This is a genomic window from Cellulomonas sp. ACRRI (assembly GCF_022346185.1).
Classification (GTDB): Bacteria; Actinomycetota; Actinomycetes; order Actinomycetales; family Cellulomonadaceae; genus Cellulomonas.
This window is the reverse complement of record NZ_JAKRMS010000082.1, coordinates 1-20,998: the sequence shown is the minus strand read 5'-3', so window position 1 is coordinate 20,998 and position 20,998 is coordinate 1. Positions and strand designations below refer to the sequence as shown.

The 20,998-nt window shown below is 76.4% G+C and carries 13 protein-coding genes and 1 rRNA gene; 7 read left to right on the top strand and 7 right to left on the bottom strand.

What is annotated here, in order from left to right; all coding sequences use genetic code 11:
• Positions 1-21: 21 nt before the first annotated feature.
• The 3 genes from MHY85_RS14360 to MHY85_RS14350 are packed head-to-tail and all read right to left on the bottom strand — an operon-like array spanning position 22 to position 3,496.
• On the bottom strand, positions 22-1,065 hold the full coding sequence (locus MHY85_RS14360; RefSeq protein ID WP_239197417.1) for a hypothetical protein: 1,044 nt from the start codon (positions 1,063-1,065) through the stop codon (positions 22-24).
• Positions 1,062-2,237, bottom strand: coding sequence for a tRNA 2-thiouridine(34) synthase MnmA (gene mnmA / locus MHY85_RS14355; RefSeq protein WP_239197414.1), 1,176 nt, complete (start codon positions 2,235-2,237; stop codon positions 1,062-1,064). The genes MHY85_RS14360 and mnmA overlap by 4 nt, the downstream gene beginning before the upstream one ends.
• Positions 2,237-3,496, bottom strand: coding sequence for a cysteine desulfurase family protein (locus tag MHY85_RS14350; protein WP_239197412.1), 1,260 nt, complete (start codon positions 3,494-3,496; stop codon positions 2,237-2,239). The genes mnmA and MHY85_RS14350 overlap by 1 nt, the downstream gene beginning before the upstream one ends.
• 39 nt (positions 3,497-3,535) lie before the next feature.
• Between MHY85_RS14350 and MHY85_RS14345 the strand changes: the two genes are divergently transcribed.
• Entirely contained in the window at positions 3,536-4,531 is a 996-nt protein-coding gene (locus MHY85_RS14345; protein ID WP_239197410.1) for a phosphotransferase, read from the top strand.
• Positions 4,532-4,588: 57 nt separating this feature from the next.
• Here the strand turns inward: MHY85_RS14345 and MHY85_RS14340 are convergent, their stop codons facing one another.
• Positions 4,589-5,578: an electron transfer flavoprotein subunit alpha/FixB family protein gene (locus tag MHY85_RS14340; protein WP_239197408.1), complete on the bottom strand. Its 990-nt coding sequence runs from the start codon at positions 5,576-5,578 to the stop codon at positions 4,589-4,591.
• Positions 5,578-6,411: an electron transfer flavoprotein subunit beta/FixA family protein gene (locus MHY85_RS14335; RefSeq protein WP_239197406.1), complete on the bottom strand. Its 834-nt coding sequence runs from the start codon at positions 6,409-6,411 to the stop codon at positions 5,578-5,580. The genes MHY85_RS14340 and MHY85_RS14335 overlap by 1 nt, the downstream gene beginning before the upstream one ends.
• A gap of 130 nt (positions 6,412-6,541) precedes the next feature.
• On the opposite strand from MHY85_RS14335, the gene glgX reads away from it, so the two are divergent.
• Positions 6,542-8,875: a glycogen debranching protein GlgX gene (gene glgX / locus MHY85_RS14330; protein WP_239197404.1), complete on the top strand. Its 2,334-nt coding sequence runs from the start codon at positions 6,542-6,544 to the stop codon at positions 8,873-8,875.
• A 61-nt stretch (positions 8,876-8,936) separates the two neighbouring features.
• Here the strand turns inward: glgX and glgP are convergent, their stop codons facing one another.
• Positions 8,937-11,519 carry an alpha-glucan family phosphorylase gene (glgP, locus tag MHY85_RS14325; protein WP_239197402.1) on the bottom strand — a complete coding sequence of 861 codons (2,583 nt, stop codon included), beginning with the start codon at positions 11,517-11,519 and terminating at the stop codon, positions 8,937-8,939.
• 12 nt (positions 11,520-11,531) lie between these two features.
• Between glgP and MHY85_RS14320 the strand changes: the two genes are divergently transcribed.
• From MHY85_RS14320 to glgB, 5 genes are all read left to right on the top strand, one after another.
• Entirely contained in the window at positions 11,532-13,913 is a 2,382-nt protein-coding gene (locus MHY85_RS14320; protein ID WP_374233715.1) for a maltotransferase domain-containing protein, read from the top strand.
• Between the two features lie 143 nt (positions 13,914-14,056).
• The gene (gene treS / locus MHY85_RS14315; protein ID WP_255733372.1) at positions 14,057-15,751 is read left to right on the top strand and encodes a maltose alpha-D-glucosyltransferase; all 1,695 of its coding nucleotides are present in this window, start codon (positions 14,057-14,059) and stop codon (positions 15,749-15,751) included.
• Positions 15,748-17,127 (top strand): phosphotransferase, encoded by a 1,380-nt coding sequence (locus MHY85_RS14310; RefSeq protein WP_239197400.1) that lies wholly within the window; start codon positions 15,748-15,750, stop codon positions 17,125-17,127. Before treS ends, MHY85_RS14310 begins: the two co-directional genes overlap by 4 nt.
• 35 nt (positions 17,128-17,162) lie before the next feature.
• Positions 17,163-17,819 carry a GDSL-type esterase/lipase family protein gene (locus tag MHY85_RS14305; protein ID WP_239197398.1) on the top strand — a complete coding sequence of 219 codons (657 nt, stop codon included), beginning with the start codon at positions 17,163-17,165 and terminating at the stop codon, positions 17,817-17,819.
• Positions 17,820-17,892: 73 nt separating this feature from the next.
• Positions 17,893-20,076: a 1,4-alpha-glucan branching protein GlgB gene (gene glgB / locus MHY85_RS14300; protein WP_239197396.1), complete on the top strand. Its 2,184-nt coding sequence runs from the start codon at positions 17,893-17,895 to the stop codon at positions 20,074-20,076.
• Positions 20,077-20,899: 823 nt separating this feature from the next.
• Here glgB and rrf read toward each other — a convergent pair.
• Positions 20,900-20,998: ribosomal RNA gene (rrf, locus tag MHY85_RS14295) — 5S ribosomal RNA — on the bottom strand; the annotation flags it as partial.

Sequence of the window (20,998 nt, the reverse complement as noted above, 5' to 3'; positions counted from 1 at the left end):
CCTGGCCACCGGCCGCCCCGCTCACGACTCCGCCCGCTCCGCGACGACCGCCGCCGCCCGGCCCACGGTCGCGAGCGTCGCCCGCGCCGCGGCCGGGTCGACCCGCGTCCCCGCCGCACCGCCGGGCACCGCCGGCCCCTCGGGGGCGAGCAGCACGACGTCGCGCAGCCCGGACCGGGACAGCCCGACCCGCTCCCAGCCGCGCAGCACCGCGTCGGCGACGCCCCGCACGTCGGGGCCGGCGCACTGCGACGTCTCCGGCTGCGGCACCGACGCCCACAGCGCGAGGCCCGCCTCGACCGCCTCGGCGACGGACTCCCACCGGCGCTCGTCGAGCCCGGCGACCTCCACCCCGACCGCGTCCGCTCCCGCGCCGCGCGCGGCGCCGAGGGTCGTCGCACCCGCGCCGACGTGCAGGACCACGCGCTCGGCCCCGGCGGCGTGCAGCCCGGCGACGACCGTCCCGAGCCGCTCCGACACCACGGGCGCGGGGACGGCGCGCAGCCGCGCGTACCCCGAGAACGACGGCAGCACACCGGCGACCACCTGCGCGAGCAGGGGCTCGTGCAGCAGCACGGTCGGCCGCGCGCCGGGGACGGCCCGGACGATCGCGCCCAGGTGCTCCGCGACGCCCGCGGCCAGGGACGCGGCGAGCTCTGCTACCGCCCCGGGGTCGCCGACGGCGCGGTCGCCGCGCGCGAGGTACACGCCGGCCGCCAGCGTCAGCGGACCGGCGACCGGCACGACCAGCGGCCCGTCCCAGCCGTGCGCGGCGACGGCGAGCGCGTCGAGGTCCTCCCGGCGCAGCGCGGCCAGGCGGGTCGCGTCGCCCCCGGGGCGGTCGGCGAGCCGCCAGCCGTGCGGGCCGAGCTCGGCCGGCATCTCCACCAGCAGGCCGAGCGCCTGGGCGACGAGGCTGCCGTACGCCCCGCGCTCGGGCAGCCGGACGGTCCACGGCAGCCCCTCGACCCCGGAGGGCGCCGCCGCGACGTCGCCGAGCACGGTCGTCTGCGCCTCCAGCGGCTCCGCGCCCGGCCAGGCCCCGGTCCCCCCGACCCCGGTCACGCGGTCGCCCCGGTGCGCCCGGCGGCGACGCCGGCCCCTGCGACGCCGGCCCCCGCGGCGCCGTCCCCGGCCGCCGCACCCGCGCGCGTCGCCCGCTCCACCGTCCCCTGACCCAGCACCACGTCCCCGTCCGTCCCGCCGTACAGCACGGCCGACTGGCCCGCCGCGACCCCGCGCAGCGGCCCGTCGACCCGCACCTCGATCCCGCCGCCCGCGGTCGCCCGCGCGCGCACCGGCACCGCGGCGCCGTGCGCGCGGACCTGGAGCAGGCACGCCGTCCAGTCGCGCGGGGCGGTGCCGAACCACACGGCGTCCCGCGCCTCGATCGCGTCGACCGCGAGCGCCTCGGCGCCGCCGACGACCACCCGGTTGCTCACGGGCTCGATCGCCAGCACGTACCGGGGCTTCCCGTCGGGGGCCGGGCGCCCGAGCTGCAGCCCCTTGCGCTGCCCGATCGTGTACCCGTAGGCGCCGTCGTGCGTGCCGAGCACGGTGCCGTCGGCGTCGACGACCTCGCCGGGCCGCGACCCCAGCCGGTCCCGCAGGAAGCCGCGGGTGTCGCCGTCGGCGACGAAGCAGATGTCGTAGGAGTCGGGCTTGGCCGACACGCTCAGCCCGCGGGCCGCCGCCTCGGCGCGCACCTCGTCCTTGGACGCCACGTCGCCGAGCGGGAAGATCGCCCGCGCCAGGCGCTCCGGTCCCATCACCGCGAGCACGTAGGACTGGTCCTTGGCACGGTCGGCGGCCCGCCGCAGCACCGGGGCGCCGTCGGGGCCGGCGGTCGCCGAGGCGTAGTGCCCGGTGGCCACGGCGTCGAAGCCGAGCGCCAGCGCCTTGTCCAGCAGCGCGTCGAACTTGATGTGCTCGTTGCACCGCACGCACGGGTTCGGCGTCCGCCCGGCCTCGTACTCCGCCAGGAAGTCGGCGACCACGGTGTCCTCGAACCGCTCGGAGAGGTCCCAGACGTAGTACGGGATGCCCAGCACGTCGGCGGCCCGCCGGGCGTCGCCGGCGTCCTCGATCGAGCAGCAGCCGCGCGAGCCGGTCCGCAGCTGGGCGCGGCTCCGGGACAGGGCCATGTGGACGCCGACGACGTCGTGCCCGGCGTCCACCGCGCGCGCGGCGGCGACCGCGGAGTCGACGCCCCCGGACAGCGCCGCGAGCACGCGCATCAGGCGACCCCCGCCGTCGACCGCGCCCCGGCGGCACGACCCGCCGCGGCACGACCGTCCGCGGCACGACCCCCGGCACGCGACCCGCCCGCGAGCCCCGCCGCGCGCGCCCGGTCCACCGCGCCCGGCAGCGCCGCGAGCAGCGCGGCGACGTCGTCGCCCGTGGACGGCCAGCCGAGCGAGAACCGCAGCGCGCCGCGCGCGTCCGCCTCGTCGAGGCCCATCGCGAGCAGCACGTGGCTCGGCTGCGGCACCCCCGCCTGGCACGCCGACCCGGTCGACGCCTCCACGCCGGCCGAGTCGAGCAGGTAGAGCAGGGAGTCGCCCTCGCAGCCGGGGAACGTGAAGTGCGCGTTCGCCGGCAGCCGGTCGGCGGCGTCGGCCGGCCCGCGCAGCACCGCGTCCGGGACCGCCGCCCGCACGCCGGCGACCAGCGCGTCCCGCAGGCCGGACAGCCGCGTGGCCGCGGCCTCGCGCCCGCGGACGGCCGCGTCGACCGCGACGGCGAACGCCGCGATCGCCGGGACGTCGAGCGAGCCCGAGCGCACGCCGCGCTCCTGGCCGCCGCCGTGCAGCACGGGCACCAGGGCGAGCTCGCGCCGCGCGAGCAGCGCGCCGACGCCGACCGGCCCGCCCAGCTTGTGGCCCGTGACGGTCATCGCGTCCAGCCCGGACGCGCCGAAGTCGACGGGCACCTGCCCGACCGCCTGCACCGCGTCGGCGTGCACGGGGACGCCGTGGGCGTGCGCGAGCGCCACCACCTCGGCCACCGGCTGCAGCGTGCCGACCTCGTTGTTCGCCCACATCACCGACACCAGCGCGGTCTCGGCGGCGTGCGCGGCGAGCTCGTCGCGCAGCGCGTCCAGGCGCAGCCGCCCCTCGCCGTCGACCGGCAGCAGCACGATCTCCGCCCCGGCGTGCTCGGCCAGCCAGAACGCCGGGTCCAGCACCGCGTGGTGCTCCACCGCCGACACCAGGACGCGGCGCCGGGCCGGGTCCTGCGCCGCGCGCGCCCAGAACAGGCCCTTGATCGCGAGGTTGTCGGCCTCCGTGCCGCCCCCGGTCAGCAGCACCTCGCTGGGGCGGGCGCCGAGCGCGGCGGCCAGCGACTCGCGGGCCTCCTCGACGGCGCGGCGCGCCGCCCGGCCCGCCGCGTGCAGGGACGAGGGGTTGCCGGTGCGGGACAGGTGCTCGACCAGGACGGCGGCCGCCTCCGGGAGCACGGGCGTCGTGGCCGCGTGGTCCAGATACGCGCTCACCCGCACGAGTCTACGAAGGGTTCTGTCAGGATGTGGCGCGTGAGTGCCGACGACGCGATGACGCCTCCGCTGGCCTTCAGCGGGCAACGGCTCGACTGGCGGGACCTGCCGCGGTCCGTGCGCACCCGGATCGCGGAGCTCGCCGGCGCCCAGGTGTCGGCCGAGACCAGCGCGACCACCGGGTTCAGCCCCGGGTTCGCCGCGGTGCTCGAGCTGGCCGACGGCCGCGGGGTGTTCGTCAAGGCCGTCTCCCCCGAGCAGAACCCGGAGTCCCCGGAGCTGGCCCGCGCCGAGGTGCGCGCCGCCGCGGCGCTGCCGCCCCAGGTGCCCGCCCCCGCGCTGCTGTGGTCCGACGACGACGGCGACTGGGTGCTGCTGGGGTTCGAGGTGGCGCCGGGCCGGCCGCCGCTGCTCCCCTGGCGCCCGGACGAGCTCGGCCTCGTGCTGAGCGCGCTGGACACGCTGGCCGAGGCGGAGCCGCTGCCGGGCCACGAGCTGCGCCCGGCCGCGGAGACGCTGGCCGGCGACTTCACGGGGTGGCGCACGATCGCGGGGCGCCCCGGGGCCGACCTCGACGCGCTGGCCGCCCGGACGGGCGAGGCCGGCGCGTGGGTCCTCGCGCACCTCGACACGCTGGTCGCGTGGGAGGACGACGCGCTGGCGGCCTGCGCGGGGACCGCGCTGGTGCACGGCGACCTGCGCGCGGACAACGTGATGGTGGACCACGACCACGAGGGCGGCCGGGTCGCGCTGATCGACTGGCCGCACGCGAGCGTCGGCGCGCCGTGGCTCGACCTCGCGTTCATGCTGCCCAGCGTCGCGATGCAGGGCGGCGGCGACCCGCAGGACCTGTTCTGGGACCGCCCGGCGTCGAAGGACGTCGAGCCCGAGCGGCTGCGCGCCGCCGTGGCGGGCCTGGCGGGCTACTTCGTGCACGGCGCGCTGCAGCCGGCGCCGGTCGGGATCCCGAACCTGCGCCGGTTCCAGGGCGCGCAGGGCCGGCACGCCGTCGAGTGGCTGCGCGCCCTGGCCTGAGCCGCCGCGGCCGGGCAGCCCCGACCGGACGACCGCACCCGCGCCGGGGCGGCCCGCTCAGCCCTGCCGCAGCCGGCGCAGCTCCTGCGTGACCTGCGGCAGCACGGTGAACAGGTCGCCGACGATCCCGTAGTCCGCGATCTCGAAGATGGGCGCCTCCGGGTCGGGGTTGATCGCCACGATCGTCCCGGACGCCTGCATGCCGCCGCGGTGGTGGACGGCCCCTGACACGCCGGCGCCGATGTACAGCCGCGGCGACACCGTCACCCCGGTCTGGCCGATCTGCGTCTCGTGCCCGATCCAGCCCTCGTCGGTCGCCACGCGGGTCGACCCGACGGCGCCGCCGACCTCGTCCGCGAGCGCCTCGATCGGCCCGAAGTCGCCCTCGGTCCCGCGCCCGCCCACGACCACGACGTCCGCCGACGACAGGTCCGGCCGGTCGGACGGGGCTGCCGGGGTGCGCCGCACGAGCGCGGCGCGGGTGGCCCGCTCGGAGACCGCGAGCGCGCGGGTGCGCACCTCGGGCACGCGCGGGGCGGGCTCCTCGACGTGCCGGGACACCACGGCGCCGGCCTTGAGCAGCACGACGGCCAGGTCGGTCCGGACCGCGCACCGGGTGGTCCAGGTGCCGGCGAGCACCGTCTTGGCGGCGACGACCCGGCCCTCGGCGTCCCGCTCGACCGCGGCGGCGTCGGTGACGACGCCCGCGCCGGTCGCGACGGCCAGCCGCGCGGCGGCCTCCTTGTTCTCGAACGTCGACAGCGCGAGCAGCACGGTCGCGCCGGTCTCGCGCACCGCGTCGGCGAGCGCCTCGGCCAGCACGGGCGTCAGGTGCGGGTCGACCGCGCCGGTGGAGACCTGGTGCACGACGGCCACCCCGTGCCGGCCCAGGACCGGCAGCGCCGGGTCGACCGGCTCGTCGCCGACCCACAGGCCGTGCACCTCGCCGCCGCCGGCCAGGTCGCGGGCCGCGGTGGCCAGCTCCAGCACGCTGCCGCGCAGGGCGCCGGTCTCGGCGTGGTCCAGCAGGACGAGGACGGTGCCCATCAGAGGACCTCTCCGGTCGCGGGGGTCGTGCGGACCAGGTCGCGCTCCAGCAGCCACGCGGCGAGCCGCGCACCCGCCTGGCCGTCGTCGGTGACCAGCACCCGGTCGGTGCGCGGCGGCCGGGGCGCGGCCTCGAGCACCTCGGTGCGGGCGCCGGCGGTGCCGACCGTCGCCGGGTCGATCCCCAGGTCCGCCAGGGACAGGGTCTCGACCGGCTTCTTGCGGGCGGCCATGATCCCCTGGAAGTTCGGGTACCGCGGCTCGTTGGCGCGGTCGGTGACCGACACCAGCGCCGGCAGCGGGGCGGTGAGCTCCTCGACGGCGTGGTCGAGGTCGCGGCGGACCGTCACCGCGCCGTCGGCGAGGGTGACCTCCGCGGCGAGCGTGAGCTGCGGCAGGTCGAGGGTCGCGGCGAGCGCCGCGGGCAGCAGCGAGGTGAGCCCGTCGAGCCCGGCCATGCCGGTGACCACCAGGTCGACCGGCGCCTGCTCCCCCAGCCGGCGCAGCACCGCGGCCAGCACCGTCGCGGTGCCGAACACGTCGGACCCGGCGACCGCGTCGTCCAGCACGTGCACGGCCGCGTCGGCACCGAGCTGCAGGCCGCGGCGCACCGCGTCCTCGGCGTCGTCGGGGCCGACCGTCACCACGACGACCTCGGCGTCCTCACCGGCGTCCCGGGCCTGCTCGGCCAGCACGACCGCGGCCTCGACGGCGTTCTCGTCCAGCTCGTTGATCGTGCCGTCACCGCCGTCGCGCACGAGGCGCCCGTCGGGTCCCAGCGACCGCTCGGACTGGATGTCGGGCACGTGCTTCACGCACACCACGATTCTCACCTCGGAGACGTTACCCGCCCGGGGGGACGGGGTGCACGGGACCGGGTCCCGCGCACCTCCCGCCCCGGGACGCCGCCGGACGCCCTGGTCGGGGGCCCGCACCGCCCGCGCGCCGGGCCACAATGGGCGCGTGACCCTCGCCGCCCCGCACCCCGGACCGCCGCCCCGCCTCGGGGTGCACGCGACCGACGACGGCGTCGAGGTCGGCGTGCTCGCCCCGCACGCCGAGGCGGTCGACCTGTGCCTGCTCGACCCCGACCCCGCGGCCCCGACCGGCTGGGCGGAGCGCCGCGTCCGGCTGGACGGCCCGGACCTCGGCGTGTTCTCCGCCCGCGTCCCGGGCGTCCGGCCCGGCCAGCGGTACGGCCTGCGCGCGCACGGCCCGTGGGACCCGGGTGCCGGACTGCGGTACAACCCGGCCAAGCTGCTGGTGGACCCCTACGCCCGCGGCCTGGTCGGCGAGGTCGACCACGGCCCCGCGACCTACGGCCACGTCGTGGACGACGCCCTGCGCGGCGACCCCGCGGGCGCCGCCGACCCCCGCGACTCGGTGGCGCACGTGCCGCACGGCGTCGTGCTCGACCGCAGGCCCGGGCGCCGCGGCGCGGGCGACGCCGTGGACCCCGCCGCCAACCGCCCCTGCACGCCGTGGACGGACACCGTCGTCTACGAGGCCCACGTCAGGGGCCTCACCGTCCGGCACCCCGACCTGCCGCCGCACCTGCGGGGCACCTACGCGGCGCTCGGGCACCCGGTCGTCGTGGAGCACCTGCGGGCGCTGGGCGTCACGGCGCTGGAGCTGCTGCCGGTGCACGCGTTCTCCTCCGAGCCGCACCTGGTGCAGCGCGGCCTGACCAACTACTGGGGCTACAGCACGCTCGGCTTCTTCGCCCCGCACGCCCCCTACGCCACGGCCGCCGCGCGCGCCGCCGGTCCCGCCGCCGTGCTGGAGGAGCTCCGCACCGCGGTGCACGCCCTGCACGAGGCCGGCATCGAGGTCCTGCTCGACGTGGTGTACAACCACACCTGCGAGGGCGGCCTGCCCGGCCAGCACCTGTCCTGGCGCGGCCTCGACTCGGCGGTCTACTACCAGCACGACGGCGCCCACCCCGCGGCGCTGGCAGACGTCACCGGCACCGGCAACACGCTGGACTTCCGCCGGCCCGAGGTGGTCCGGCTCGCGCTGGACTCGCTGCGCTACTGGGCCCAGGAGGTCGGCGTCGACGGCTTCCGGTTCGACCTGGCCGTCACGCTCGCGCGCGGCCACACCGGGTTCGACCCGGACCACCCGTTCCTCGTCGCCGCCGGCACCGACCCCGCCCTGCACGGGCTCAAGCTCATCGCGGAGCCGTGGGACGTCGGGCCCGGCGGGTGGCGCACCGGGCAGTTCCCGATGCCGTTCGCCGAGTGGAACGACCGGTTCCGGAACTCCGTGCGGTCCTTCTGGCTCGCCGACCCCGCCCGCGCCGCGCACGGCCTGCCCGAGCACCGGGTCCGGGACCTCGCGACCCGCCTGGCCGGCTCCGTCGACCTGTTCGGCCGCTCGGACCCGCCGCTCGCCCGCGGGCCCCGCGCGTCGATCAACTACGTCACCGCCCACGACGGGTTCACGCTGGCCGACCTCGTGGCCTACGAGCACAAGCACAACGAGGCCAACGGCGAGCAGAACCGCGACGGCACCGACGACAACCGGTCCTGGAACCACGGCGTCGAGGGGCACGTCGCCGCCGACTCCGTGGCCGCCGACATCGTGCCGCTGCGCCGCCGGTCGATCCGGAACGTGCTCGCCACCCTGCTGCTGTCCGCGGGCACGCCGATGATCACGGCCGGCGACGAGCTCGGCCGCACCCAGCACGGCAACAACAACGCCTACTGCCAGGACTCCCCGCTGTCCTGGGTCTCGTGGGACCTCGCGCCGTGGCGGCGGGACCTGCTCGCCACGGCGCGGCACCTGACCGCCCTGCGGCGGACGCACCCGGCGCTGCGCAGCGCGCGGTTCTTCACCGGGCGCGCCGGGCCGGACGGGCGGCCGGACCTGGCGTGGTTCGACCCCGCGGGGGCGCTGTTCACCCACGAGCGGTGGCACGACGCCGACCTGCGCACCCTGCAGATGCTCCGGGTCGCGGGCGACGACGCGGTGCTGCTCGTGATCAACGGGTCGCTGGACCCGGTCGACGTCGTGCTCGCGGACCCGGCCCCGGGCGGCGTCGAGCACGGCGGCGCGGGCGGGGCGGCCGACCGCGGCGCGGGCGACGGCTGGACCGCCGGGGGCTGGGCCGGCGGCGAGGCGACGACCGGCGACGGCGTCACCACGCCCGAGCCGGCGACGTGGCGGCTCGCGTGGGACTCCACGTGGGAGCACCCGGCCGACGCGGACGCGGCCGCGCTCACCGGCAGCCACCACCAGGAGGCGGGCACCCGCGCCGCCCTGGAGCCCCTGAGCCTGCGCGTCTACGTGGCCTGACCCCCGACCGGGGCGAGCCCTCGCCGCCGGGTCGTCCGGGGCGAGGGCTCGCGGCGCGGGGTCAGCCCGCGTTCGCCACCAGGCCGACCTCGGCGACCGACGCCAGGCCGTCGTGCCGCGGCACGACCCGGACGCTGTACCCGAAGGGCCCCGACGAGTCGAGCACCACGTCGCCGGCGAACCCGTACCGCCCGCCCTCGTAGGTGTCCGCGAGCGCCAGCGGGTCGACCGCGAACCCGTGCAGCTCGTCGGCCTCGGAGACCTTCCCGTGCACGACCTGCACCTCGACGTCCTCCGGGGACAGGTCGCCGAGCGCCACGTACGCGCGCACGTGCAGCGTGTCGCCCACCTGCGGCACCTCGCCGACCCCGCCGGACTCGACGTGGTCGACCCGCACGTGCTGCCAGCCGGTCCGCACCCGCCCCTTCCAGGCCGCGAGCTCGCGCGCCCCCGCGAAGCCCGCGTCGCCCGCGAGCGCCCGACCGGCGACGGCCGCCGGCACGTACAGCCGCTCGACGTAGTCGGCGACCATCCGGGTGGCCTGCACCTTCGGGCCGAGCGTGGCCAGCGTGTGCCGGACCATCTCGAGCCACCGGCCGGGCAGCCCGCGCTCGTCGCGGTCGTAGAACCGCGGCGCCACCTGGTGCTCGATGAGCTCGTACAGCGCGGCGGCCTCGAGGTCGTCGCGCCGGTCGGGGTCCTCGACGCCGTCGGCCGTCGGGATCGCCCACCCGTTCTCGCCGTCGAACCACTCGTCCCACCACCCGTCCAGGATGGACAGGTTGAGCCCGCCGTTCAGCGCGGCCTTCATGCCGGACGTGCCGCACGCCTCGAGCGGGCGCAGCGGGTTGTTCAGCCACACGTCGCAGCCCGGGTACAGGGTCTGGGCCATCGCGATGTCGTAGTTCGGCAGGAACACGATGCGGTGCCGCACGCCCGCGTCGTCGGCGAACCGGACGAGCTGCTGGATGAGCCGCTTGCCCTGGTCGTCGGCCGGGTGCGACTTGCCGGCGATGACCAGCTGCACCGGGCGCTCGGGGTGGGTGAGCAGGGCGCGCAGCCGCTCGGGGTCGCGCAGCATGAGCGTGAGCCGCTTGTACGTCGGCACCCGGCGGGCGAACCCGATGGTCAGCACGTCGGGCGAGAGCACGTCGTCGACCCAGCCGAGCTCGGCCGGGCTCGCGCCGCGCTGCGCCCAGGAGTGCCGCACCCGGCGCCGGGCGTCCGCGACCAGCTGCGCGCGCAGGGTCCGGCGCAGCGCCCACAGCTCCTCGTCCGTGATCGCGTCCGTGCGCAGCCAGCCGACGCCCGCCGCGATCTCCTCCCCGGACAGCCGATCGGCCGCGAGGTCGGACAGCCGGCGGTCGACCCAGGTCGGCGCGTGCACGCCGTTGGTGACCGAGGTGATCGGCACCTCGACGTCGTCGAAGCCCGGCCACAGGCCGTTGAACATGCCGCGGGACACCTCGCCGTGCAGCAGCGAGACGCCGTTGGCGCGCCCGCCGAGCCGCAGGCCCATGACGGCCATGTTGAACATCGTCGGGTCGCCGCCCGGGTAGTCCTCCGCGCCGAGCGCGAGCACACGCTCGGCCGGGACGCCCGGCGCGGCGTTCGCCCCGCCGAAGTACTGCTGGACCAGGCCGGCGTCGAACCGGTCGATGCCGGCGGGCACGGGCGTGTGGGTCGTGAACACCGTCGCCGCGCGCACCGCCTCCAGCGCCTCGTCGAAGCCGAGTCCCGCCCCGGCGACCAGCTCGCGGATCCGCTCGACGCCGAGGAACCCCGCGTGGCCCTCGTTGGTGTGGTAGACCTCCGGCTCCGGCGCGCCGGTCAGGCGGGACCAGACGCGCAGCGCGCGCACGCCGCCCACGCCGAGCAGCAGCTCCTGCTGCAGCCGGTGCTCGCCGCCGCCGCCGTACAGCCGGTCGGTGACCTTGCGGGCCGCCTCGTCGTTCTCGGGCACGTCGGAGTCGAGCAGCAGCAGCGGCACCCGGCCGACCGTGGCCGTCCACACGTGCGCGTGCAGCGTGCGGTCCCCGGGCAGCGCGATCGACACCACCGCGGGGGTCCCGTCGTGCTCGCGGACCAGCGTCAGCGGCATGCCGTCCGGGTCGAGCAGCGGGTAGGTCTCCTGCTGCCAGCCGTCCCGCGTGAGCGACTGCTTGAAGTAGCCGGCGCCGTACAGCAGGCCGACGCCGATCACCGGCACGCCCAGGTCGGAGGCGCTCTTCAGGTGGTCGCCGGCGAGGATGCCGAGGCCGCCGGAGTACTGCGGCAGCACCGCGGTGATGCCGAACTCCGGGGAGAAGTAGCCGATCGCCGCGGGCAGGGACGGGTCGGACGCCTGACGTCGCTGGTACCAGCGGGGCGCCTCGAGGTACTCGTGCAGGTCGGCCGTAGCGGCGCGCACCGCCGCCACCACGTCGGGGTCGGCGGCCAGCTCGGCCAGCCGCTCGGGGCGCAGGGCGCCGAGCAGCGCGACCGGGTCGCCGTGCACCTCGTCCCACAGCGCGGGGTCGATGCGGGCGAACAGGTCCCGGGTCGGCGCGTGCCAGGACCAGCGGAGGTTGTGCGCCAGCTCGTCGAGGTCGGCGAGCTCGGCGGGCAGCGAGGTGCGGACGGTGAATCGGCGGATGGCTCTCACCTGCCCGAGCCTATGCACGAGGGGGCCGCCGCGAACAGCACCTCGGTCCCATTCCCTGCGCACCACCGGGCAGGTGAGCCGTACGGATGGCTGGGCCCGGCACCAGTGGATAGGTTCGGTCCCGTGACGTCGACACCCTCGCCGCGCCAGCCCGCGTCCCGTCCCGCCCGGCCGTCACGCGCGACCTCCGCGGCCGCCGACGTGCCGCCCCCCACGACCTCCGCCCCGGTGCCCGCGCCGGATCCGGCCGCGCCGCCCGCGCCCGCCGCCGCGCCGCCCGCGGCGGCACCGGCGCCGGCCGCGCCGACGCGTCGCGCCCGCAAGGCCGCGAGCCCGGCCAAGGCCGTCGCCACCGCCGAGGCCGTCGCCGAGGCGGCCCGCCCCGACCACGCGCCCATCGGGCGCATCCCGGTCGTGGACGTCTCCCCCGTCGCCGAGGCGGGCCGGTGGCCGGCCAAGGCGACGGTCGGCGAGGCGGTCCCCATCCGCGCCACCGTGTTCCGCGAGGGCCACGACGCCTGCGCGGCGACCGCCGTGCTGGTGGGCCCGGACGGCACCGACCGCGCCCGCGCGACGATGGTCGACATCGCCCCCGGCCTGGACCGGTACGAGGCCCGCCTGGTGCCCGACGAGGTCGGCTCCTGGGGCTTCCGCGTCGAGGGCTGGTCCGACCCGTTCGGCACCTGGGCGCACGACGCCCCGCTCAAGGTCGGCGCGGGCGTGGACGTCGAGCTCGTCCTCGAGGAGGGCGCCCGCCTGCTGACCCGCGCCGCCGACCGCCCGGCCGACGACGCCGGCGCCGCGATCCCGGCGGCCGACGCGCAGCTGCTGCGCGACGCCGCGACCGCGCTGCGCGACGACTCCCGGCCCGCCGAGGCGCGCCTGGCCGCCGGGCTCTCGGCGGAGGTGCGGGCCGCGCTCGCGGCCCACCCCGTGCGCGAGCTGGTCAGCCCGTCGCCCACCTACCCGCTGGTCGTCGACCGCCCGCTCGCCCTGGCGGGCGCCTGGTACGAGATCTTCCCGCGGTCGATCGGCGCCACCTACGACGACGCCACCGGCACCTGGTCGACCGGCACGCTGCGCACCGCGGCGCAGGACCTCCCGCGGATCGCCGGCCTCGGGTTCGACGTCGTCTACCTGACGCCGATCCACCCGATCGGCACCACGCACCGCAAGGGCCGCAACAACACCCTGGACGCGAAGCCGGGCGACCCGGGCTCGCCGTACGCGATCGGCTCCCCGGACGGCGGGCACGACGCGATCGACCCGTCGCTCGGCACGTTCGAGGACTTCGACGCGTTCGTCGCCGCGGCCCGCGCCGAGGGCCTCGAGGTCGCGCTCGACCTGGCGCTGCAGTGCTCCCCCGACCACCCCTGGGTCGCCGAGCACCCGGAGTGGTTCACCACCCGGCTCGACGGGACGATCGCGTACGCGGAGAACCCGCCCAAGAAGTACCAGGACATCTACCCGCTGAACTTCGACAACGACCCGGAGGGCATCGCGCGGGAGATCCGCCGCGTCCTGCAGGTCTGGATCGACCACGGGGTCACCGCGTTCCGCGTCGACAACCCGCACACCAAGCCGCTGTCGTTCTGGCAGTGGCTGCTGGCGGACGTCCGCGCCGCGCACCCCGAGGTGGTGTTCCTGTCCGAGGCGTTCACCCGCCCGGCGATGATGCTCAACCTCGCCCGGGTCGGGTTCCACCAGTCGTACACCTACTTCACCTGGCGCAACACCAAGGAGGAGGTCGCCGAGTACCTCGCCGAGGTGTCCGGCGAGCAGGGGTCCTGGATGCGGCCGTCGTTCTGGCCCACCACCCACGACATCCTCACGCCGTACATGCAGACCGGCGGCACCGCCGGCTTCGCGGTGCGGGCGGTGCTCGCGGCGCTCGGCTCCCCGACCTGGGGCATCTACTCCGGCTACGAGCTGGTCGAGGACGTCCCGCGCCCCGGCGTCGAGGAGCAGATCGACAACGAGAAGTACGAGTTCAAGCCCCGCGACTGGGCGGCGGCCGAACCGCTCGGCATCGCCCGGCTGCTGCGCTCGCTGAACGAGATCCGGCGCGCGCACCCCGCGCTGCGCCAGCTGCGCAACCTCACCGTGCACCCGACCACCGACCCGTCGCTGGTCGCCTTCTCCCGGCACCTGCCCGCCGACCTGTCGCCGACCGGGCGGGCCGACACGGTGCTCGTGGTCGTCAACCTCGACCCGCGGTCGGCGCACGACGGCGTGGTCGAGCTCGACCTGCCGGCGCTCGGGCTCGAGCCGGACGCCCGGTTCGTCGCGCACGACGTGCTGTCGCAGGAGGTCTACGCGTGGGACGCCCGGCCCTGGGTGCGGCTCGACCCGTACAGCCGGGTCGCGCACGTGATCCAGGTGGAGCGGGTGTGACGCCGGCGGGGGCGGCGGGCGGCACGCCGGTGCCGTCCGCGACGGGGACCGTCCCGACGGTGACGGGCGCGGGCGGACACGTCCCGCACGGCGGCGCGGCGACCGGGCCGGCCCCGGCCACCGGCGCCATCGCCCTCACGGCCCTGCCCGCGCGCCGGCAGCCGCCGGTGCCCGGCGCGGAGCACGGCGGGCTGAGCGACGACCCGGAGTGGTACCGCACCGCGGTGTTCTACGAGGTGATGATCCGGTCGTTCTCCGACTCGGACGGCTCCGGGAGCGGCGACCTGCGGGGGCTCACCGCGCGGCTCGACTACCTGCAGTGGCTCGGCGTCGACTGCCTGTGGCTGCCGCCGTTCTACCCGTCGCCGCTGCGCGACGGCGGGTACGACGTGTCCGACTACACGGCCGTGGCCGCGCAGTACGGGACGATGGAGGACTTCACCGACCTGGTGGCCGCGGCGCACGAGCGCGGCATGCGCGTCGTCGTCGACCTGGTGATGAACCACTCCTCCGACCAGCACCCGTGGTTCCAGGCCTCCCGCTCCGACCCGGACGGCCCGTACGGCGACTTCTACGTGTGGTCCGACGACAACACGAGGTACCAGGACGCGCGGATCATCTTCGTGGACACCGAGACGTCCAACTGGACGTTCGACCCGGTGCGCCGGCAGTACTTCTGGCACCGGTTCTTCAGCCACCAGCCCGACCTGAACTTCGACAACCCGCGGGTCGTCGAGGCGATGTTCGACGTCGCCCGGTTCTGGCTGCGGGTCGGCGTCGACGGCTTCCGGCTGGACGCGGTGCCCTACCTGTACGAGCGGGACGGGACCAACTGCGAGAACCTGCCCGAGACCCACCGGTTCCTGCGGGACCTGCGCGCGATGATCGACCGGGAGTTCCCGGGCCGGATCATGCTGGCGGAGGCCAACCAGTGGCCCGAGGACGTCGTGCACTACTTCGGCACCGAGGCCGAGCCCGAGTGCCACATGTGCTTCCACTTCCCGGTGATGCCGCGGATCTACTACTCGCTGCGCGATCAGCGGGCGACGTCGATCGTCGACATCCTCGCGGACACCCCCGCCATCCCCGGCGGCGGCCAGTGGAGCACGTTCCTGCGGAACCACGACGAGCTGACGCTCGAGATGGTGTCCACCGAGGAGCGCGCGTCCATGTACGGCTGGTACGCGCCGGACTCCCGGATGCGCGCCAACATCGGCATCCGGCGCCGGCTCGCGCCGTTGCTCGACGACTCCCGCAAGGAGATCGAGCTCGCCCACGCGCTCCTGCTGTCCCTGCCGGGCTCGCCGTGCCTGTACTACGGCGACGAGATCGGCATGGGCGACAACATCTGGCTCGCCGACCGCGACGCCGTCCGGACCCCGATGCAGTGGACGCCCGACCGCAACGCGGGGTTCTCGACGTCCGACCCGGGCAAGCTCTACCTCCCGGTGATCCAGTCGCTGGTGCACCACTACAACAACGTGAACGTCGAGGCGCAGCTCGCGCAGACCACCTCGCTGCTGCACTGGGTGCGCGGCATGCTCATGGTCCGGCGGCAGCACCCGGCGCTCGGCCGTGGGTCGTTCGAGGTCGTCCCCGGGGACAACGACGCGGTGCTGTCGTTCCTCCGCCGGGACGCCGACGAGACGCTGCTGTGCGTCGCGAACCTCGCCTCCACCGCGCGGGCGTCGACGCTGCGGCTGCCCCCGGAGCTCGCCGGCGCGACGCTGCAGGACGTCTTCGGCGGCGCCAAGTTCCCCGACGTCGGCCCCGACGGCACCGCGACGTTCACGCTGGGCTCGCGCGACTTCTACTGGCTGGCGGTGACGACGGCATGACCGAGCGACGGGTGGCCCACGAGGACCGCGACGACGCGCTGGCCGCGCTGCTGGCGCCCTGGCTCCCGGGCCGGCGCTGGTTCCCGATCAAGGGGGTCGACGCCCGGGTCACCGCGATCGGCGGCCTGTCGCTGACCGACCCGGAGGGCACCGCGACCGTGCGGCTCCTGCTGCTGCGCGCCGAGGGCGGCGGCACGGGTGCGGTGCTGCAGGTGCCCGTGGTGCTCGGCGTCGACGTGGCCGACGGCGACCCCGCGCTGGTCGGGCGGCTCCCGGACGGGACCGCCGTCGTGGACGGCGCCGGGCGGCCGGAGTTCGAGCGCGCCTGGCTCGCCGAGGCCGACCGGCCCGCCGGCTCGGCGCCCGAGCCGGCCGACGCCCTGGGCACCCCGAAGGTCGTGCCCGGCGAGCAGTCCAACACCTCCGTCATCCTCCCCGGCGCGGGCCCCGACGGCAGCACCGCGATGCTCAAGGTCTTCCGCGGGCTGACCGAGGGCGACAACCCCGACGTCGACGTCCCGCGGGCCCTCGCCGAGGTCGGCTGGACGCACGTCCCGCGGCCGCTCGCCTGGCTCGGCGCGGAGTGGCCCGACGGCGACGGCACCGCCCACGGGCACCTGGGGGTGCTCAGCGCGTTCGTGCCCGGGGCGCAGGACGGGTTCGAGCTCGCCTGCGACCTCGCGCGGCGCGGGGAGTCGTTCGCCGACCTCGCCGAGGACCTCGGGGAGGTCGTCGGGCAGATGCACCGGGCTCTGGCGCGGGCGCTGCCGGACGACGTCCTCCCCGCGGCCCAGGGCAGCACCGCCCCGTCCGGGCGGCACGCCGCCGCCCCCGAGCCCGGCCTGTCCCCGGCCGCCGCCCGGGTCGCCGACGCGCTCGCCGCCCGGTTCGCCTGGGCCAGCGGGATCGTTCCCGAGCTCGCCGGGTTCGCCGACCCGGTCGCCGCCCTCGCCGAGCGGACCCGGCTGCTCGCCGACGTGCCGCACCGGCAGCGCGTGCACGGCGACCTGCACCTCGGCCAGGTGCTGCGCGGCGACGACACCTGGTACGTCCTCGACTTCGAGGGCGAGCCCCTGCTCCCCGTCGCCCAGCGCACCCGGCCGGACCTCGCGCTCCGCGACGCCGCGGGCATGCTCCGGTCGTTCGACTACGCGGCGGCCGTCGGGGACGCGCCGGCGGCGTGGACCGAGGTGGCGCGCACCGCGTTCCTCACCGGCTACTCCGCCGAGAGCACCGACGTCGACCCCGGCACCCGGGCGCACCTGCTCCGGGTCCTCGAGCTCGACAAGGCGCTCTACGAGGCCGTGTACGAGGCCCGCAACCGGCCGGACTGGCTGCCGATCCCGCTCGCGGGCGTGCAGCGGCTGATCGGCTGACCCCAGGGACCGGTGCGGCTGGCAGACTGCCGGGCGTGAGCCCCGCGACCCCGGCCGGCGTCCCCGGCGTGCCCGAGCCCGCACCGACGCACGTCCTCCTGGTCGGCGACTCCGTGACCGACTGCGGGCGGCGCGCCGACCCGGAGCACCTGGGCGACGGCTACGTCCGGCTGCTCGCCGAGGGGCCGCTGCGCGGGTGCCGGGTCACCAACCGCGGCGTCGGCGGCGACCGCGCCGTCGACCTCGCCGCACGGTGGGACGACGACGTCCTGGCCGAGCGCCCCGACGTGCTGTCCGTCGCCGTGGGCATCAACGACACCTGGCGCCGCTACGACCGCGGCGCCGTCACGGCGCCCGAGGCCTTCGAGGCGACCTACCGCGCCCTGCTCGGGTCCGCGCTCGCCGCCGGGGTGCGGCGCCTGGTGCTCGTCGAGCCGTTCGTCCTGCCCGTGACCGCCGAGCAGGAGCGGTGGTGGGACGAGGACCTGGGCGCGAAGGTCGCCGTCGTGCACCGGCTCGCCGCCGATCACGGCGCCGTCCTCGTCCCCGCCGGCACGCACCTCGCGGCCCTCGCGGCCGAGCACGGCGCCGCGGCGCTGGCCGCCGACGGCGTGCACCCGACGCCCGCCGGGCACCGGGCGCTCGCGGACCTGTGGTGGGCCGCCGCAGGCGGGGCGGTCCTGCGGGACTGACCGTGCCGGCGTCGCGCGTCCGTGCGTGCGGTTCCTGGCTGCGCGAACGCCCCGGTGGTGGTTGGGTGGGCACATGAACCGCCCGGCCGAGACGTCGCCCGTCACCGTCGACCACGACACCCTGCGCGCCGTCGCGTCCGGCACGCACCACGACCCGCACTCCGTGCTGGGCGCCCACCTCACCCCGAGCGGGCTCGTGGTGCGGACCCTCCGGCCGCTCGCGGACGCCGTCGTGGTGGTCACCGCCGGCGGCAGCACCCCCGCCGTGCACGAGCAGGACGGCATCTGGGTCGCGCTGCTGCCCGAGACGCAGGTGGTCGACTACCGCCTCGACGTCACGTACGGCGCGGACACCCAGCGCGTGGACGACCCGTACCGCTACCTGCCGACCGTCCAGGAGCTCGACCGGCACCTGATCCGCGAGGGACGGCACGAGCAGCTGTGGACCGTCCTCGGCGCCAACGTCCACCGGTACCCCGGCACGCTCGGTGAGGTGACCGGCACCGCGTTCGCCGTGTGGGCGCCCAACGCGCGCGCGGTCCGGGTCGTCGGCGACTTCAACCACTGGCAGGGTGCCCAGCACGCCATGCGCTCGCTCGGCGACTCGGGCGTCTGGGAGCTGTTCGTCCCCGGCGTCGGCGCCGGCACCCGGTACAAGTTCGAGGTCGTCGGCGCCGACGGCTCGTGGCGGCAGAAGGCGGACCCGCTCGCCAAGGGCACCGAGGTCCCGCCGGCGACGGCGTCCGTCGTCGTCGAGTCCGACTTCACCTGGGGCGACCAGGACTGGATCGACCACCGCCGCTCGCACGACCCGCACTCCGGGCCCATGAGCATCTACGAGGTGCACCTCGGCTCCTGGCGGCAGGGCCTGTCCTACCGCGAGCTGGCCGACCAGCTCACCGCGTACGTGCTCGAGATGGGCTTCACCCACGTCGAGTTCCTGCCCGTCTCCGAGCACCCGTTCGGCGGCTCCTGGGGCTACCAGGTGTCGTCCTACTACGCCCCGACGTCCCGGTTCGGCCACCCCGACGACTTCCGGCACCTCGTCGACACCCTGCACCGCGCCGGCATCGGCGTCCTGCTGGACTGGGTGCCCGCCCACTTCCCCAAGGACGAGTGGGCCCTCGCGCGGTTCGACGGCACCCCGCTGTACGAGCACCCGGACCCGCAGCGCGGCGAGCAGCTCGACTGGGGCACCTACGTCTTCAACTTCGGCCGCAACGAGGTGAAGAACTTCCTCGTCGCCAACGCCACCTACTGGCTCGAGGAGTTCCACGCGGACGGCCTGCGGGTCGACGCCGTGGCCTCGATGCTCTACCTGGACTACTCGCGCGAGCCCGGCCAGTGGACCCCGAACGTGCACGGCGGCCGCGAGAACCTCGAGGCGATCGCGTTCCTCCAGGAGGCCAACGCCACCGCCTACCGCCGCACGCCGGGCGTCATGATGATCGCGGAGGAGTCCACCGCGTGGCCCGGCGTCACCACGCCCACCAGCGGCGGCGGCCTCGGGTTCGGCCTGAAGTGGAACATGGGCTGGATGAACGACACGCTCCGCTACCTGGCCGAGCTGCCGATCAACCGCCGCTACCACCACCACGAGGCGACCTTCTCGCTGGTGTACGCGTTCTCCGAGCAGTTCGTCCTGCCGATCAGCCACGACGAGGTCGTGCACGGCAAGGGCTCCGTCATGCGGAAGATGCCGGGCGACGACTGGCAGCAGCGCGCCGGCGTCCGCGCCCTGCTCGCCTACCAGTGGTCGCACCCCGGCAAGCAGCTCATCTTCATGGGCACCGAGTTCGCCCAGGGCACCGAGTGGGCCGAGTCCCGGTCCCTCGACTGGTACCTCCTCGACCACGCCCCGCACCGCGGCGTCCAGTCCGCCGTCCGCGACCTCAACCGGTTCTACCGCTCGCACTCCGCGATGTGGGCGCTCGACCACTCCCCCCAGGGCTTCGAGTGGATCGACGCGAACGACGCCGACCGGAACGTCCTCGCGTACCTGCGCCGGGACGACCGCGGCAACGTCGTCGCGGTCGTCGTGAACTTCTCCGGCGTGCCGCACGAGGACTACCGCCTCGCGCTCCCCCAGGGCGGCACGTGGATCGAGGCGCTCAACACCGACGCCGAGGAGTACGGCGGCTCGGGCGTGGGCAACCTCGGACAGGTGCAGGCACGCCCCGAGCCGCACCACGGGCGCGCCTTCTCGACCACCCTGCGCGTGCCGCCCCTGGGCGTCCTGTACCTCGTCCCCGCCTGACCCCCGCCCGCACCGGGCCCGACGACCGCTCAGGCGGCACCACCCGCTCCGGGCGCCCGCTCGCGACCGGCACCGAGCACCCCATGCCCCGGGCTCGTGGGTCGCCGAGATGGCAACTCTCGTCTGTCCGCGGGGACGCGGGCACAGCCGAGAGTTGCCATCTCGGCGGGCCCGCGCCGCCTCGCGCGCAGGGGGCAGCCCGCCGAGTCGGCGTCTGGGGTCTGTGGGCACGAGGCCGTGGACAGGCACGACGTGCAGACTCGGCGGGTGACCGGGCGGCCCAGGGCATCGCCGCGCACGCGCACGCAGCGCGGGCGCGGTGCGACTGCATTGTTGCCGAGCCTGCACATCCGGGCTGTGGGCGAGCCGCCGGACGCAGACGCGACGCGCAGGCTCGGCGCGCGACCGGGCGGCCCTGGGCGTCGCCGCACACGCGCACGCAGCGCGGGCGTGGGGCGGCTGCCCCAGCGCCGTGCGGCTGCCCGAGCGCCGTGCGGCTGCCCGAGCGCGGTGCGGCCGCACGAGCGCCGAGTCTGCAGTTCCGGTCTGTGGGCGAGGCGCCGCACGCAGACGCGCGGTGCAGAGTCGGCGGGTGGGGCGCGCGCATCGCCGGCGCGCACGCCGCGAACCGGGCGCGGGCCGCTGGGACGGGCGCCGCGCCGCGGGCGGACGGTGCCGGGTGCGGGGCCGGAGAGCCGGCAGGTGGTGCGGGCTCGGCGGCGGACGGGCCGGTGGGCGGAATCGTCCGGTGCCCCCGGTGTCCGGTGTCGCGTCCGGAAAACAGAGAAAGCCACCCCCGAAGGGGTGGCTTTCTCTGAATGATGTCCGGCGGCGTCCTACTCTCCCACACCCTGGCGAGTGCAGTACCATCGGCGCTGAAGGGCTTAGCTTCCGGGTTCGGAATGGGACCGGGCGTTTCCCC

Coding starts and splice junctions, on each gene's coding strand:
- mnmA (WP_239197414.1), bottom strand. CDS start 2,237: ATGCGCGTGCTCGCGGCGCTGTCCGGGGGCGTCGACTCCGCGGTCGCC.
- MHY85_RS14340 (WP_239197408.1), bottom strand. CDS start 5,578: ATGGGCACCGTCCTCGTCCTGCTGGACCACGCCGAGACCGGCGCCCTG.
- MHY85_RS14320 (WP_374233715.1), top strand. CDS start 11,532: ATGCACGAGGGGGCCGCCGCGAACAGCACCTCGGTCCCATTCCCTGCG.
- MHY85_RS14310 (WP_239197400.1), top strand. CDS start 15,748: ATGACCGAGCGACGGGTGGCCCACGAGGACCGCGACGACGCGCTGGCC.
- glgB (WP_239197396.1), top strand. CDS start 17,893: ATGAACCGCCCGGCCGAGACGTCGCCCGTCACCGTCGACCACGACACC.